At 38.2% G+C, this 15,874-nt stretch carries 13 protein-coding genes; 5 read left to right on the forward strand and 8 right to left on the reverse strand.

The window, feature by feature from the left end:
• Nucleotides 1-17: 17 nt before the first annotated feature.
• From pheS to LEP1GSC195_RS11950, 7 genes are read right to left on the reverse strand one after another with little or no spacing between them, the layout of a single operon-like run.
• Nucleotides 18-1,043, reverse strand: coding sequence for a phenylalanine--tRNA ligase subunit alpha (gene pheS / locus LEP1GSC195_RS11920; RefSeq protein WP_015681270.1), 1,026 nt, complete (start codon nucleotides 1,041-1,043; stop codon nucleotides 18-20).
• Complete coding sequence (locus tag LEP1GSC195_RS11925) at nucleotides 1,040-2,434, reverse strand: UDP-N-acetylmuramate--L-alanine ligase (RefSeq protein WP_015680756.1); 1,395 nt, start codon at nucleotides 2,432-2,434, stop codon at nucleotides 1,040-1,042. Before LEP1GSC195_RS11925 ends, pheS begins: the two co-directional genes overlap by 4 nt.
• Entirely contained in the window at nucleotides 2,431-3,045 is a 615-nt protein-coding gene (locus tag LEP1GSC195_RS11930; protein WP_015681992.1) for a hypothetical protein, read from the reverse strand. Before LEP1GSC195_RS11930 ends, LEP1GSC195_RS11925 begins: the two co-directional genes overlap by 4 nt.
• 1 nt (nucleotide 3,046) lies before the next feature.
• Entirely contained in the window at nucleotides 3,047-4,120 is a 1,074-nt protein-coding gene (locus tag LEP1GSC195_RS11935) for a restriction endonuclease subunit S (protein WP_015681466.1), read from the reverse strand.
• Nucleotides 4,117-5,988, reverse strand: coding sequence for a motility-associated ABC transporter substrate-binding family protein (locus LEP1GSC195_RS11940; protein ID WP_015682790.1), 1,872 nt, complete (start codon nucleotides 5,986-5,988; stop codon nucleotides 4,117-4,119). Before LEP1GSC195_RS11940 ends, LEP1GSC195_RS11935 begins: the two co-directional genes overlap by 4 nt.
• A 3-nt stretch (nucleotides 5,989-5,991) precedes the next feature.
• Nucleotides 5,992-6,723 carry an ABC transporter permease gene (locus tag LEP1GSC195_RS11945; protein ID WP_002971699.1) on the reverse strand — a complete coding sequence of 244 codons (732 nt, stop codon included), beginning with the start codon at nucleotides 6,721-6,723 and terminating at the stop codon, nucleotides 5,992-5,994.
• Nucleotides 6,720-7,649, reverse strand: coding sequence for an ABC transporter ATP-binding protein (locus tag LEP1GSC195_RS11950; RefSeq protein ID WP_015682460.1), 930 nt, complete (start codon nucleotides 7,647-7,649; stop codon nucleotides 6,720-6,722). Before LEP1GSC195_RS11950 ends, LEP1GSC195_RS11945 begins: the two co-directional genes overlap by 4 nt.
• A 32-nt stretch (nucleotides 7,650-7,681) precedes the next feature.
• On the opposite strand from LEP1GSC195_RS11950, the gene LEP1GSC195_RS11955 reads away from it, so the two are divergent.
• Both LEP1GSC195_RS11955 and LEP1GSC195_RS11960 read left to right on the forward strand, forming a co-directional pair.
• Nucleotides 7,682-9,193: a PAS domain-containing sensor histidine kinase gene (locus LEP1GSC195_RS11955; RefSeq protein ID WP_015681790.1), complete on the forward strand. Its 1,512-nt coding sequence runs from the start codon at nucleotides 7,682-7,684 to the stop codon at nucleotides 9,191-9,193.
• On the forward strand, nucleotides 9,190-9,588 hold the full coding sequence (locus LEP1GSC195_RS11960; protein ID WP_015681180.1) for a response regulator: 399 nt from the start codon (nucleotides 9,190-9,192) through the stop codon (nucleotides 9,586-9,588). Before LEP1GSC195_RS11955 ends, LEP1GSC195_RS11960 begins: the two co-directional genes overlap by 4 nt.
• Nucleotides 9,589-9,590: 2 nt before the next feature.
• Here LEP1GSC195_RS11960 and LEP1GSC195_RS11965 read toward each other — a convergent pair whose 3' ends face one another.
• Nucleotides 9,591-10,592 (reverse strand): adenosine kinase, encoded by a 1,002-nt coding sequence (locus tag LEP1GSC195_RS11965; RefSeq protein WP_040506682.1) that lies wholly within the window; start codon nucleotides 10,590-10,592, stop codon nucleotides 9,591-9,593.
• A gap of 82 nt (nucleotides 10,593-10,674) precedes the next feature.
• On the opposite strand from LEP1GSC195_RS11965, the gene LEP1GSC195_RS11970 reads away from it, so the two are divergent.
• From LEP1GSC195_RS11970 to gpmI, 3 genes are all read left to right on the forward strand, one after another.
• Nucleotides 10,675-12,744 (forward strand): TonB-dependent receptor plug domain-containing protein, encoded by a 2,070-nt coding sequence (locus LEP1GSC195_RS11970; RefSeq protein ID WP_015682206.1) that lies wholly within the window; start codon nucleotides 10,675-10,677, stop codon nucleotides 12,742-12,744.
• Nucleotides 12,745-12,908: 164 nt separating this feature from the next.
• A complete protein-coding gene (locus LEP1GSC195_RS11975; protein WP_232227779.1) occupies nucleotides 12,909-14,180 on the forward strand; it encodes a hypothetical protein in 1,272 nt (423 codons plus the stop codon).
• 35 nt (nucleotides 14,181-14,215) lie between these two features.
• Entirely contained in the window at nucleotides 14,216-15,868 is a 1,653-nt protein-coding gene (gene gpmI, locus LEP1GSC195_RS11980) for a 2,3-bisphosphoglycerate-independent phosphoglycerate mutase (protein WP_015680823.1), read from the forward strand.
• The last annotated feature ends 6 nt before the right edge of the window (nucleotides 15,869-15,874 follow it).

Below are 15,874 nucleotides of genomic sequence, written 5' to 3' on the forward strand. Positions count from 1 at the left end.
CCGACCGAATTTCCGACTTAAAACTGTTTTAAAAAACGCAAATTCCCCGATTGGAAATACCGGATGTCATGAATTCCATAGCGCATCATCACCAAACGATCCAGGCCAAGACCAAAGGCAAACCCAGTCCATTTTTTAGAATCGAGTCCTGCTGATTCGAGAACATTCGGATGTACAAGACCACAAGGAAGTAACTCCAACCAACCCGAATGTTTGCACACACTGCAACCATCCCCGTTACAAACCAAACAGTTGATATCGAGTTCAAAACCAGGTTCCACAAAAGGAAAGTAACCAGGGCGTAATCTTGTTTTGATTTCTTTACGAAACACACGAGAAAGAAGTGTCTCCATCGTATAAATCAAATGAGCCACAGAAATATTTTCTCCGACAACCATCCCTTCTACTTGGTAGAAAGTATTTTCATGGGAGGCGTCCACTTCTTCATAACGAAACACACGACCTGGTGCAATGATACGAAATGGTGGCTTTAATTTACGAAGAGCACGAACCTGAATGGCAGAAGTATGAGTTCGGAGTAAGTTTCCGTCAGATGTGTAAAAGGTATCTTGCATATCACGCGCTGGATGGTCTTCGGTAAAGTTTAGGGCACCGAAATTGTTTTCATCTGTTTCGACTTCGGGTCCATCCATGACTGAAAATCCCATGGAGGTAAAGATATCTTCGATTTCGTATTGGATTTGGGAAATGGGATGAAGGCTCCCTCTTTCTTTAGAAGCAAGCGGACGCAAACTATCAAAAAATTCTTTGCCCAATTGATTTTCATAAAAACTTTCTTTTAAGGATGATCGTTTTGTTTCTACAAAACTCTCCAGTTTACTTTGTGCTTCGTTTGCCTGTTTTCCGACTGTTTTTTTCTCTTCGACGGAAAGGGAAGCAAGACCCTTTAAAACAGAAGTGAGTTTTCCTTTTTTACCAAGGAACTGGTTTTTGAAAGAATCCAATTCTTGTTCTGAAGTCGCAGATGATAAAACAGACTCAGCCTCTTTGACTAAAGATTCGATTTCTTGGGATAGGCTCATACAGTTTCTCGCATTTGGATTAATGATTTTAATTCAGGATAAATTCCACCAAAGGCACCGTTAGACATCGCAAGGATGATGACTTTATCTTTTTGGAATTTTGGTAGAATCTTTTTTAAGAGAGTAGGAATTTCTTTGGGATCTTTTGCATACAAAGCTTCTTTCTTTGTATTCTTTGTGATATCCTTCACCAACTTTTTTACGTTCAGGCGAAGGGATTTGTTTACCTTGTCCACTTGGTAGACTTCGGTAACAATACTTACATCACTTCCTTTAAAACATTTAGCAAAATCATCTTGGAATACATTTCTATGGGAAGTGGCACTCCTTGGTTCAAAGAGAGAAATGATTTTATATCCTGGATAAGCTTCCTTATGAGCTTTGATGGTTTCTTGGATGGCAACGGGATGGTGGGCAAAGTCCTCTACAAGTAAACTAAAAGCCGAGACAAAAAGATTTTCTTGTCTCCGTTTCACACCGGGGAAAGATTCTACTGCTTCTAAAATTTCTTTTCTTTTTTGAGGAGCAATTTCCAAACAAATACGTACAGCCACTTCCACATTGCGATAGTTATGTGAACCGATGAGAGATGGTTTTAATTTGGCCTTAGTTCTAATTTCAGACAAAACACCTTTTTCGTATTTAAAAATGGAATTTTTATCTCCTAAATCAAAGGATTCCACAGGAGCGTGTTTGTATTCTTTGGTAATCTCCACAAGATTTTTGGAACCCTTCCAATAAAAAACCTTACCGCGACCAGGGACCAAATTTAACAGGCGTTTGAACATGGTTTTAATTGCATTTAAGTCCGAAAAAATATCAGCATGATCAAAATCCAAAGCATTCATTGCTAAGTAGTAAGGTCTATAATGTAAAAATTTGGAACTTTTATCAAAGAAAGCAGAATCGTATTCATCTCCTTCGATGACAAAATAATCCCCTTCCCCAAGTGCAAATCCGGGATATCCATCCTTTCGAATTCCACCTACAAAGAGGCCGGGTTTCAGTCCGATGGATTCCAAAATCCAATGGGTCAAAAAGGTAGTGGTTGTTTTTCCGTGAGTCCCTGAGATCACGATGGGTTTTTTCCCTTTTAGAAAAAAAGTTCCAATCGCTTGCGCCATACTCATGTATTCCATTCCGGTATTTAGAACTTCTTCTACTTCAGGATTCCCACGAGAGATCGCATTTCCAATGATAACTAAATCGGAACCTTTTACATTTTCTTTACGATAACCAGATTTAGGTGAAAGTCCCCACTCTACCAACTTGTCGGACATAGGTGGATAAAGATTTTGATCCGAACCTGATACATCATGACCTTGTTGTTTGAGCATATAAGCCAAATTGCCCATAGCAATCCCACCAATGCCGACCATAAAGATTTTCAAAAGAGTACCGTCCTAACCAGATTGTATACAAATAGAGGAACAGAAAGTAGAACCAAAAAAAACAAAACTACCTTCATTAGAAAAAATAAAAAATCAAAGGAGGTCCATTCCTTTCTATGAGACAGATAATAATAAGCTAAATGTAATGAATAGAGAAAACCAACACCTAACATTGCCAAGGGGATGGGAGCCGGAAAGATCCAAAAGATTGCTGTGGAAGTAAACGGCAGAAAGGAGATCATAAATACATGAGGTTCGGGACCTTCCCAATCTTTGGTTCGGTCGCGCATTTGGTGATACATCCGAAAACTATCAACTAGTCTGACTACAACATAGAATCCTAAATAAAAAAAGAATAAAGTCCCCATTCCTTGGGTGTAGGTAAGTCTTGTTTCTTCATCTACCGTGGAAACTTTGAACAATAGGATTTGGATCAGGTTACCAATAAATTTGGCAACAGGTGCTAGTAGGATGAGCTGGAGATGGGCCAACCATAAATCACGACCACCTAAGTCCGTTTTATGAAAGTAGGATTCAAAGGCGGACATGGGAGAATAGAATAAATCTCGGATCATTTCCATCCGAGATGCGACTGTAGAAACTTTTTGCACCTTATTGGATTTTCTGGTTGGGACGCTCGTAACGGGAAGCATTTTTCACTTTCATGACTGCATTCACCAAATTTTGGAAGCTTTCTTCTTTGATCCAAGTGACAGTCTCGGAAAAATAAGGAACAAGTTCCCTACGAACTGGTCTCCATTTTCCCGAATCGGTTTCCCATAAAGGGTAAAAGGAGAGTCGAAATTTGATTCCTTCCGATTGGACCACATCCAAAACAGCTTCCGGGTTTTGTGTGAGAGATACTTCCGGAAACTGAGGGGCACCCACTTCATCGGAATAAAATTCCACTTTTAAACCTTTCACCACCGACTCCCATTGGTTTCCCACATCCGGTGGCAAAACAATCCTCTCTCCCGTAGTCCGACTCCAATCATTCACATAAACATTGTATTGGTTTTTTTTGGCTCGGTTTTCAGCCTTTACATTGACAATTTGGCCAGAAAAAGAAAAATCCTTAAGATAACCATCGTTAAATGTTATATACATTTTTTCGCGGAAATTGGTGGCGGGAGTGCGGAACTTTTCGATCAAATAGTTATAGGGAGCAATGATTTCCTCATGAACTAAAACAGACACACGTCCTTCGTCAGATCCAATTTTTTTACCAAAAAACAACTGTTTGTCTTTTGAAAATTCAATCGTAGAACCATTCTCTTCTGATAAAGCTAAAGAAGGAGAATTCTCTCCTAAACAATAGGACTTTTGAATGTCTGCAGTCGATTTTTCGATCAATTTTGTTTTGAGAACACTGAGTTCCGAAAAACTGTTTTTAACATTATAATTGGCTTCATAAGAAATGGTTTTTCCATCTTTTATAGAAGTCACCGTATATAAGGGGGTTTGGTTCCAACCACGAGGGATCTTACGAAACACCATAACTTCTTCTGCAAACTTTGGCTCCGCTATCCCACACCAATCGGCTTTAGGGGGAACATACTGAATGGACTTCCAATCTTCTTTCCAATAATTCGTTTCTGAAATATTTTCTGGATGGTCTTCCATCCAATAAAAAAGTAAAAAAAGTCCAACAAAGGCTAAAACAACTAAACTAATTTTCTGTTTCATACTTCAATCATGGAACCCTTTCGTCTGGCATATACAAAGTAAGATCCCACTGCCAAAATGAATCCAGGGAATAAAAACACTCCAATCACCCAAGCGATTAACTTTTGGTTGTCTGATAACGATATGGTATCAAGTTCTTCTTTTTTTAAAGGAATTTCGGCAACAGCAACATCTTGAAACAAACCAGTGATGGAAACTGTAGAAAATTGAGAATTCATAGCGTACGGAATGAACTGGTCTGTCACCCAAGAAGTTCCTGTGTGTAAAATAATTTTCCCCGCTTTTTCATTCGTAAGAGAGTTTGGTGTAAGCACAATGGATAGAATTTTACTTTCTCTTTTTTCGTCTGGATCCAATTTTCCATTTTTGTTTTCGTCGGAATATGCTTCAAACCCAGACTCAAGTAAAGTCTCCGACTTAAATGCATAAGGAGAAGGAATCGTTGTATCTGTTTCCAAATAACCGCTGTAAGGAAATAAAACTCCCATATCTTTTTTCTGAAGTAAGTCGGTAAGTCTGTGGTCTGGAAAACGTTTTGCTACAACAAATCCTGGTTTTTCTTCTCTTTCAATTAACTGAGAAGATTTAAATTTTAGTCCGGCAGAGGCAAGTAACCAACTAAAATCTTCGTTTCCTTTCGGTTCCATGGTGATGAGAAGTTTTCCATTTTTTTCCAAAACGAATTTTGTGAGTTCTTCTTTTGCTTCTTTAGAAAAGGGAACTGTAGGTCCAAGAACCACAAGCATTTCAGCATCTTCTGGTAACTTGGATGGCCAACCTTGAGCAAACCCCAGCTCTGCCACTTTAAAATTCAAAAACTGTAAAGAAGAAACAAATCGATTCACTTGTTCATTCGGAAGAGCTTTAAAAGACATTCCATATCGTTCACCATTGGAGACTGTAAAATAAACTTTCTTCTGTTCGGTAGTGACATTGAGAAGTGCACCCACTAACTTACGTTCTAGATCTTCCAAATCTTTAGGTTCTTTAGCAATGACTCTTTCTTCTGCAAAAGGAGTTCCTGATGTCAAAAGTGATTGTTTCTTTGAACGAACAAAGATGGTTCCATTGGAAACCTGTCCAAATTCTTTTAGCAAATCCACTTCCACATCCGCATTGATGAACTGGATGGTAATGTGAGAGTTTTCTGCTTTGATTTGGTCCAATAAAATTTCAATATCAGGACGAACTCGTGTAAGCGCAAAGGCAGCCAGTTTATCACCATTTGCTGGACCATCGGCTTCCAGAGGACGAGGATAAAACGCAGTGATGGTAACATCCTTTGCGATTGGTTTGATTAGGTTTCTTGAAATTTGTGAAAGGGAAAATTTCCCCTGGCTACTCAAATCGAAGTTATAGTTTCGTTTAATCGCAAAATAATTAACCGCCACTAAAATCGGCAAAACAAACAAAAAACCCAAAACGGCATTTTGTAAAAGAGAACTTTTGGATTTTGCCAAATTACTCTGTGCTTCCAAAGAAGATTTTCCAATCTCCAGTAAAATGATTTGGAGTAAAAATACAATGGATAGGAGAACTACACAAAGTAATAAGAATTCTCGAACTTTGGGGATCGCACTGACTTCCTCATTGAATCCAGCTACCGGTTTCAAATCCAGAAAATCACGTAAAACCGATAATAAAAAAGCACCGATTCCAAAACCAGCAGCAATATAACGATTCCGATCTTCCTTTCGTAATCCTTTGGAAAAAGCACGAACGATGGTATCCGATGCTAAAAATAAAAAGACCACTCCGAAAAAGAAAATTCTTTTTTTGGGATCTACGACCATTCCATCGAACAGGAAATAGGCGAAAAGTGAAAGTAAACTAATAAATGGTAAAACTCGATCTGCTGTTAAAAACATGGTCTATCCCCTCCATCTCCTGGATTCCAAGACCTTTACGGTAAGATATAAGAACAAAAATGTTCCGCTTAGAAAAAAAACAATTCCAGTCAATGGAACTACACCCTTTGCAAAAGCAGCAAAGTGAGAAAATATATGCAAGTGAAAGAGAACCTTTCTTGTGGTTGCTTGGAATAGGTGTGAAAAATATCCAACTACCCAAAGTGTCAAAATGATAAGAACCGATATCAAAAGAGATATCATTTGATTTTTTCCAAGACTGGAACCAAACATCCCAATCGTGAAAGTAAATACACCTAACAAAAACACTCCCACACTACCGGAAGCGACCATATAAAATGGTGCCTTCCAAAAGGAATAAAGAAGTAAAGGAAACAATCCATTAATAAAGATGGTGATGATTCCACAAACTGTGACACCAAACAAAAATTTACCAAATACAATTTCCAAATCAGTAATGGGAGAGGTAAAAAGTAATTCTAAAGTTCCTTTATTTCTTTCTTCCACAATCGATCCCATAGAAATGATGACCATTGCAATGAGAATTGTTGTCATAAAAGAAATGAAAGTGATGTAGGTTGCAATTTCATAATTTGCAGTCCCGTTAAAATTTAAAATCATTACGAAAAGCGCATTTAAAAATGCAGTTCCCCCGAGAACTAAAGGTCCCATATAAGTTCCAAAAAATAATCGTAATTCTTTTTTATAGATCCAAACAGCCGATTGCCAGTTCATATTTTCTCCATAAAAATTTGTTCTAAAGACACTTCTTGTTTTTTTAAAGATTCAATTTGAATTCCAGAAGCCAATGCTTTGGAAAACAAAGATTCTTTGAATTGTTTCTGATTTGTGGTTCGTACTAAAAATTGAATTTCTTCTTTATTGGTTCCGAGTTCAACCACAGTATCACCTTCACCTATCACTGATTTTACGAAGGTGTGAAGTTCATCTGCACTTTTCCCAGAAAGACCTACTTCCCATCCGGCAAGTCGATTCATTTCTTCTTCTAAACGAGACAAAGAAAGTTCCTGTTTGAGACTTCCTTTATGTAAAAATAAAAACTTATCACAAGTTTTATAAATCTCTGTTAGGATGTGGCTCGAAATGAGAACGGTATGATCTCCCGCCAAACTTCGAATTAAATTGCGAATTTCAACAATTTGTTTCGGATCAAGCCCTGAAATGGGTTCGTCCATAATGACAATTTCAGGATCACCCAGGATTGCCTGTGCAATTCCCACACGTTTGCGATACCCGAGAGACAAAGTACCAATCAACTTATCTTTAACAGTTGTAATGTTGGTTTTTGAAAGAACCTTTTCTATTTCAGAACCAAGTTTGGTTTCCTCAATTTTTTTGATTCTACCTACAAATGTAAGGTATTCTGTGATCGTCATGTCTTCATAGAGAGGAGGCGTCTCTGGCAAATAACCTATTTTCTGTTTGGCTTCCAAAGGAAAGTCAAAGATAGACTTTCCGTCAATGGATGCATCCCCCGCACTAGGAATCAAATACCCGGTAAGGATTCGAATGGTAGTGGTTTTCCCTGCGCCGTTCAGTCCCAAAAGACCGACGATTTCGCCTTTTTCTAATTTGAAATTAAGCCCTGAGATGGCTCGTTTTTCGCCGTAAAATTTTGATAAATTGCTGACTTGAATCATAACTCTGGTTTAGTTTTCGTATACCTGCACCTATGAATGAATTTCTGGAAAAAATCAAAAGCTTTTTCAAGGATGAAGACAGCTTTTTTGATGCAAAGCAACTTCTGCAACAGAATTGGCACAAATTTGTCCCCCAATACCTCGACAAAATCCTGGAAACCCGTTCCGATGCCGTCTTTATCTTGAACAAGGATGGAAATTACACCTACGTGAATTCTGCCGCAGAGGCGATGGTGGAAAAATCAGCAAGTGAGATGCTCGGGCAAAGCATTTGGAATTTGTTCCCAAACATTGAGGCGACCGAATTTGGTAAAAAATTGGCCTATGCCATCGAAAGTAAGGAAACATTCCGGTATGGAGAATTCTTTTTGGAATCCAAAGGATGGTTTGATACACAAGTTTTCCCGCAGGAAAACTTTACCATCATCATTGCAACGGAAGTTACTTCTGAAAAAAATGCCAAAGACAATTATAGCCAAGTTCTCATCAAAAACAAAGCAATCTTAAGTTCCCTTCCGGACAAATTGTACGGTATTCGTAAAGATGGATCTGTCATTGATCATAAAGAATTTCCTGATTTTAAAGGTTGGGATTCTCACAATGAAGGAAGTGCCCAATTCACAAGAATTGAAAATCTATTTCCAACCAGAAAACTTTCCGAAATTGAATCCATACTAGAACAAGTTTTAGAAACTGGGGATACAAAAACTTACGAATATTCCATTGAAGATTACGATGGCGAAAAATACTTTGAAGCCCGGTTCACAAAAACTGGCGAGGAAGATGTTCTTGCCATTGTTCGTAATATTACTGAGCGAAAAAAAGCTGAAGCTCTAAAAAATGAATTCATCAGTTTGGTAAGCCATGAATTGCGAACCCCTCTCACTTCTATTAAAGGTTCCATTGATTTGTTACTTGCTGGAGTTGCAGGAGAACTTTCGAATCAAACGAAATCCTTACTTAACATTTGCCGCAAAAATACTCAAAGACTCGTTCGTTTTGTCACAGACCTACTCGACATTGAAGCTTTGGATTCTGGAAATATCAATTTCAAATTTCGTACCTACCGATTAGAAGAAATTTTACAAAGTTCTGTAGATGGAATGCGAACCTTCGCAGAACAATACCATGTTTTATTAAATTATGATCAAAATTTTGCATCTACCTCTGTTTATGTAGATGAAGACAGGTTGAACCATTGTATTACTAATCTCATCTCAAATGCAGTGAAATATACACCTAAGTTTTCAGAAGTATATATCACTGTAGTCCCCACGGACACTCACGCGCATATATTGATAAAAGACAATGGACCAGGAATTGATCCCAATTTTGCACCTAGATTATTTCACCGGTTTGCACAAGGGGCACCGCCTAAGGATAAATTGGTGGGAGGATCAGGCCTTGGGTTATCAATCACAAAAGGTTTTGTAGAAGCAATGAAAGGTAAAATATTTTTTACGTCAGATGACAAAGGGACTGTTTTTACAATTGAATTTCCAATTGTAAAACCCGGATTCGTTCCTTCTGGATACAACCAATGACAGATTCTACCTTAAAACATGTGTTAATCGTTGAAGATGAAGAAGATATTGTGGAAATACTACGAATTGCCTTGGAATTCAACTCACCCTACCAGGTAAGTTTTGCAAAAACCGGTCCGGAAGGATTACAAAAAGCGATAATTTTGCAACCCGACTTAATCTTGTTAGATGTACTTATGCCTGGTATGAATGGAATGGAACTCATTGAAGAGTTAAAAATTTTTCCAGAAACAAAAGAGATTCCCGTTGCCTTTATGACTTCTCGTGTTTTAAAAAATGAAATTCTGGAATATCAGAAAAGGGGAGGCATTGGTGTGATTGAAAAACCTTTTGCCCCCCTTGAGATTGCAGAAAAAATCCAAACCCCTTGGGAAGATTCGAAAAAAAATCATTAATCTTATTTGTCTTTGAACCCATCCAATATCTCTTCTTGTCTTCCCATAAGGCGGACAGACAATCGAGGACCAACTTCACAAACAATGCGAGAAGCAACATAGTTACCCCAACGAGCCGATTTTTGTGAAGAATACCCTTGGGTCAATCCATACAAAACTCCAGCCGCAAACGCATCGCCTGCCCCCGTTGTATCAATTGGTTTTACTGGAAAACCAGGAACTAAAGTAATGGTTCCATTTTCAGCAACATAAGCGCCCTCTTTTCCCGCAGTCATAAATACCAAAGGACAAAGTTTGGAGATAAACTCGACAGCTTCTTCTGCTGTTTTTGCTCCGCTAAGTGCTAAACCTTCTTCTGTGTTACAGAAAATAACATCCACATATTCTTTTGTTAGGTGAATGAATTCATCCCTAGATCGATTTACGCAAAATGGATCACTATATGTAAAAGAAACTTTTACATTGTTTTCCTTTGCCACTTTCATCGTGAGTTCACTTGCTTTTTTTGTAGAATCGCCATCCCACAAATAACCTTCTACATAAACAAACTTACTCTTTTTTAGGTTATCCACATCGATATCATTAGGTGCAAGTGATGTCGAAATCGCAAGATTGGTAAGCATAGTTCTTTCGGCATCAGGTGTTGTTAATACAACACAAGTTCCCGTATGACCATTAACATCAGGAGTGGTTTCGAATAAAACACCTGCATCTTCCATATCTTTTTTGTAAAATTCACCATAAGTATCATGAGTGACTTTTCCCGTATAACAGCAAGTTCCACCAGAGTTTGCAATGGCAATCATTGTGTTTGCGGCACTTCCACCCGAACGAAGTTCTTTCTTTTCATCGTGAAGGTCGGCAAGAATTTGACCTTGTCTGGATTCATCCACTAGAGTCATCACACCCTTAGTGATATTTTGTTTTTGTAAAAAATTGGGATCAATAAAGGCAATGATATCTACCAAGGCGTTCCCTACGCCGAATACGTCGTAATGCTTCATGGGGACAATGCTTTTTTCCTTTAGGGAATTGACACTCAATTTTCATGCTCCAGTTTGGCAGGTACCGAGAAAATACGGCTCCATGATTTCTAATTTCAAATTATATTTTCTCCTCTGTCTCAGTTTCGGACCCATAAGTCTTCTCGCACAAAACAAAGACCCGAAAGAGGTAGAGATTCGAGCCAATATCGATAACCAGTCAAAAAATTCTAATTTTGCAAAAAACCCGACTGGATTTCAAAAAGAAATTGATTTATCACAAACAAACACGCGTTATATGAATTTGCCTGATGTATTGAACCGAGAAGCAGGTGTTCGAGTCAGACAATATGGCGGACTTGGTTCCTATTCTACTCTCTCTTTAAGAGGAACCAACCCCAACCAAACAAAAATCTATTGGAATGGCGTTCCAATCAATAACTCTATGGGTGGCGAAATCAATTTGGCCGATCTCCCCTTTGACAATTTAGAAAAAATAGAAATTTATAAATCGGGAACCCCTGCCGGGTTTTCTGGATCTTCGATTGGAGGTTCCATTAATTTAGTTTCTAAATCTAAAATTGATAAACCAATTACTCGAATCAATTTGATGGGAGGAAGTTTTAAAACTGCAAAAGCGACTGTTACCCACATGGACAAATTTGTTGGTGGTTCTTATTTTATACAGGCACTCCAGGAAACTTCTGACCAAAACTTCAGTTATCTCAACAACAAAGGAACTGTTTTATTTAATTCCTACGATGATTCCATTGACACTCGCCGGAATGCACAATTTAGAAAAACAGGATTTACTGGGAATATTTCTTTTGAATTTGGAAAAACCAAAGTCAATTTATTAAACGATTACATCCACAGAAAACAAGGGTTACCCGGTCCAGGAAACAGACAGACCGTAGCCGTAGAACGTGTTTTTAGTAAACTCTCTACTGCCATCACAACAGAAACCAATGAATTCCTATTCCAGAACCTAACACTAGAAACAAAAACTTATGGCAACTTTTCCAAAGATGATTTCTTCGATCCTAAGTCAGAATTTAGTTACGGAACACCTAACGCATTTACCAAAACGAACCAATACGGATTCCAACTAACACCGACATTCTATTTATTAGATTACAACCAAGTGATTCGAACTTCTTTTCAAACAGAACAAGAGTTTTTCACAAGATATGAAAAACGTTACAATCACGAAACGGAAAGGAAAGAACCCAAAAAACGTCGTGATACTTTGAGCGCTACCTTTCAAGACGAAATCAGACTTTTTTCCAACCGACTTTTTTTAGTTCCCCAAGTTCGGTGGGAACGATATACGGACCGGTTCGGAAAGGATGAATCAGGCGTTCGAAACCAATTGCTCGATCCACTCAGTGATGTTTTTTATGTAAAACAAGCATTCACCAACCCAAGTTTTGGAATTAAAATCATTTGGATCAAAAAAGAAAATTTAGAATTGGGGACATTAGCCAATATTAGCAAAGACTTTCGAATTCCCACCTTTTTAGAGTTATTCGGTGAACGCGGAAGTATCGTAGGGAATACTCAGTTACGACCAGAACAAAGTAGAAATGGCGATTTTGGATTTTATCTCCATACGAAGCCCTATACCAATTGGAAAATACAATCCGACGTTTCCCTTTTTCAAAAACGAATTTATGATATGATTCTGTTCTTGCCAAACTCACAATTTACACTCAGGCCGGAAAACGTGGACCAAGCTCTCATTCGCGGTTTAGAAACAAGTCACAATGTGATTTGGAATAAAGGAATCAAATTTAATTTTAATTATACATACCAAGATGCAAAAAACCACTCCGAATCACCGGCGTTAAACGGCAAGTATCTCCCCCTTCGTTCCAAAAGCCAAGGGAGTGTTTTACTTTCTTTTTTCAAAGACTTTGGAGAAATTGGTTTGGAGTACCAATACATCGGTGCCAATTTTCGCGATAGAACCAATGAATATTTAGGTTATTTGCCTGCGAGACAGTTTTGGAACCTATACATTCAGTATGTACCTTATAAAAATTTGGAAACAGGAAACGAATTGATTTTAGGTTTTGAAGTTCGTAACCTATCAGACAAACGAGTGGAAGACTTGGTGGGATATCCCCTACCCGGCCGCAGTTACTATTTTACAGGGAGTTACCGATTCTAATGAAAACAAAAATTGTTGGATCTAGGCTTTCATGGTATTGTCGGTTTTTAAACGCAATGCGGTTATTTGCGGGAAAATATTTGAGCTTCAGATATAAAACTCTTCGGGAAATATACGCAATACACTTATTCGCAGCAAGATTTCCAAGTTTCGTATATAATACCATGCGGGATATTTACGTAATACAGCTGTTACCCACCAGGAATTGGATCCAAACTTCCTGCAAATCTTACTCACGGTTAAACGAACAACGCATAAATCCCGAACATGGCTTTCGGTTCATTCTACTCTGTGCATTTTTTCACTTACAATGCACTCAACTGGAAATTGAGAAACCAAACCTCTTTCAATTTTTATTTTTATCCGCATCTCCCACTTCCGTAGGTGTTGTCACTTCTGATTTTGCAAGCGGCGGAAGATTTAAAACTTTCGAACCAAACTCATTTACAACCTTCCCTACTTCCATTCCAATCCATTCCGATGCCGTCGGAAGATACACAAATGACAGAGTGTTTATTGTCAATCGTTTGAATCGTGACAGCATTCAAGTATTAAATCCTCAACTCGGATTTACCAACGAACAAGAGTTTAGCGTTGGCCAGGGGAAAAATCCGCAAGACATTTCTGTTTGGAATGATAAGTATTTTGTTAGTCTTTATAATTCAGATGAATTGGCAATTTATTCCAGAGCCAATGGTACGAAAATTGGAGGGGTTTCTTTTACATCTATTCGAGAAACTTTTTCTACGTCTGGAATTCCAGATAGTTCGGTTGAGTCTTCTTATATGGTTCAGGAAGGATCAAGTTTATTTATACTATTGCAACGATTAGATAGAAATGATGCATCTGGATATTTACCACCTAACTCTGATTCCTATCTTGTGGAAATCGATATGGATCTAAATCAAATCAGGGCGGTTTATACTCTTCCGTATAGAAATCCAAGTTCCAAAATTCAAAAAATAAATTTGTTTGGGGAACCTCATTTAGTTTTTTCTTGTGTGGGACGAGTTGGTTTTATTTCTCAAATCGATGCAGGGATTATTGCTTTTCGTTTGAGCAATCGACAATTTCATCCCAATCGTCTTTTTGCAGAAGAAACAGCCGGGGGAGATATCCTCGCTTTCCAAATCAAAAATGAAGAATTGGGGTTTGCTGCTGTCCTTGATTCAGGATTTACAAAAACAGTCCAAGCCTTTCGTCCGAGAACTGGCGAACGTATTGGAACACTATTGGAAATTCCCGGAAATATTGGAATTAGTCTATCGGGACTATTACTGACAAAGGAAGGTAAATTGTTGGTTGGATCTACGGATTTCACCAGACCGGGAATTTATGTTTACGATTCTAATCTTGGGAACGTACTTCTCAATCCAATACCAAGTTCAGTCGAACTAACACCATTTGATATCTTCCAGTTGCAAAATCTTCAATAAATCTCAAAGTGGAAAAAGACAGGGGAATCTAATTTATGTTAACTCTTAAAAAAAATCCAAACGGTTCATTGACCAAACAAGTTTTACTCATCATCTTAGATGGAGTTGGATTTACAGAAAAAGGATATGAAAACGGAAATGCCGTTGCCAAGGCCCAAATGCCTGTCTTAAAGGGACTTTGGAAAACTCACCCCACCGTTTTATTAAAAGCACATGGAACTGCCGTGGGAATGCCTAGTGATGATGATATGGGCAATTCGGAAGTGGGTCATAATGTTTTAGGTTCAGGAAGGATTTTTGACCAAGGAGCCAAGTTAGTTTCTCAATCAATAGAGAATGGAAGTTTGTTTGCGGGTCCCATTTGGAAGAAGTTAATTTCCAATTGCAAATCAAATCAATCTACATTTCATTTTCTTGGATTGTTCTCCGATGGAAATGTTCATAGCCATATTGATCATCTGAGAGCCATGATAGACAATGCCATCAAAGAAGATATTAAAAAGATAAGACTTCATATCCTTTTGGATGGAAGGGATGTTCCCGAAAAATCAGCGTTAGACTACCTTAACCCTTTTGAAGAATATTTGGATGCTTATCGTAAACAAGGTCTCGACATTCTCATTGCATCCGGTGGTGGGCGAATGGAACTCACTATGGATCGTTATGATGCCGATTGGTCTATGGTGGAAAGAGGTTGGAGTCACCATGTTGAAGGAGAGGGCCGAACATTTAAATCCGCAAAAGAAGCAATTGAAACCTTTCGACAAGAAAATCCTGCTGTCATCGATCAGTATTTACCCGGATTTGTGGTCGGTGATAAAAACGGGAAACCAGTTGGTAAAGTAGAAGACAATGATTCCGTAGTGTTTTTTAACTTTCGAGGTGATCGTTCAATTGAAATCTCAAGAGCTTTTACAGAAGAAAACTTAACCAACTTCAATAGAAAACGATTCCCTAAAATTGAATTTGCAGGGATGATGCAGTATGACGGAGACCTATTTATCCCCAAACAATACTTAGTTGCTCCTCCAACGATTGATCGAACTATGGGCGAATACTTTGCCAACGAAGGTATTGCTCAGTATGCTCTTTCTGAGACTCAAAAATACGGACACGTAACATTTTTTTGGAACGGAAACAGGTCTGGATATTTCAATCAAACTTTGGAAACTTACGAAGAAGTAAAATCAGACATCATTCCCTTCGACCAAAAACCTGAAATGAAAGCAAAGGAAATCACCGATAATTTGGTGCTTGCATTGACATCTCATAAATTTCCATTTTTAAGAGTCAATTATGCTAACGGAGATATGGTGGGGCATACGGGAAATATGGATGCCACTGTTCGAGGTTTGGAATATTTAGATGTATGTTTAGAGCGAGTTAAAAAAATCTGCGATGAAACCGGCACTGTATTATGTATTACAGCTGACCATGGAAATGCGGACGAAATGTACCAACTCACCAAAAAAGGAACGGCCGAGACATCTAAAGACGGAAAACCTGTTCCAAAAACTAGCCATACATTAAACCCAGTGCAATTTGTTCTTTATGATCCCAAGGGAAAAATCAAGCTCAATCAGGACTTAGAAGAAAAAGGGCTAGCCAATGTTGCAGCCACTATGATGGATCTTTTAGGATTTGATGCACCAGTTGGATACCACCCAAGTCTAATCAAAAGAGACTAAACCTCT

The organism is Leptospira wolbachii serovar Codice str. CDC (assembly GCF_000332515.2).
Classification (GTDB): domain Bacteria; phylum Spirochaetota; class Leptospiria; order Leptospirales; family Leptospiraceae; genus Leptospira_A; species Leptospira_A wolbachii.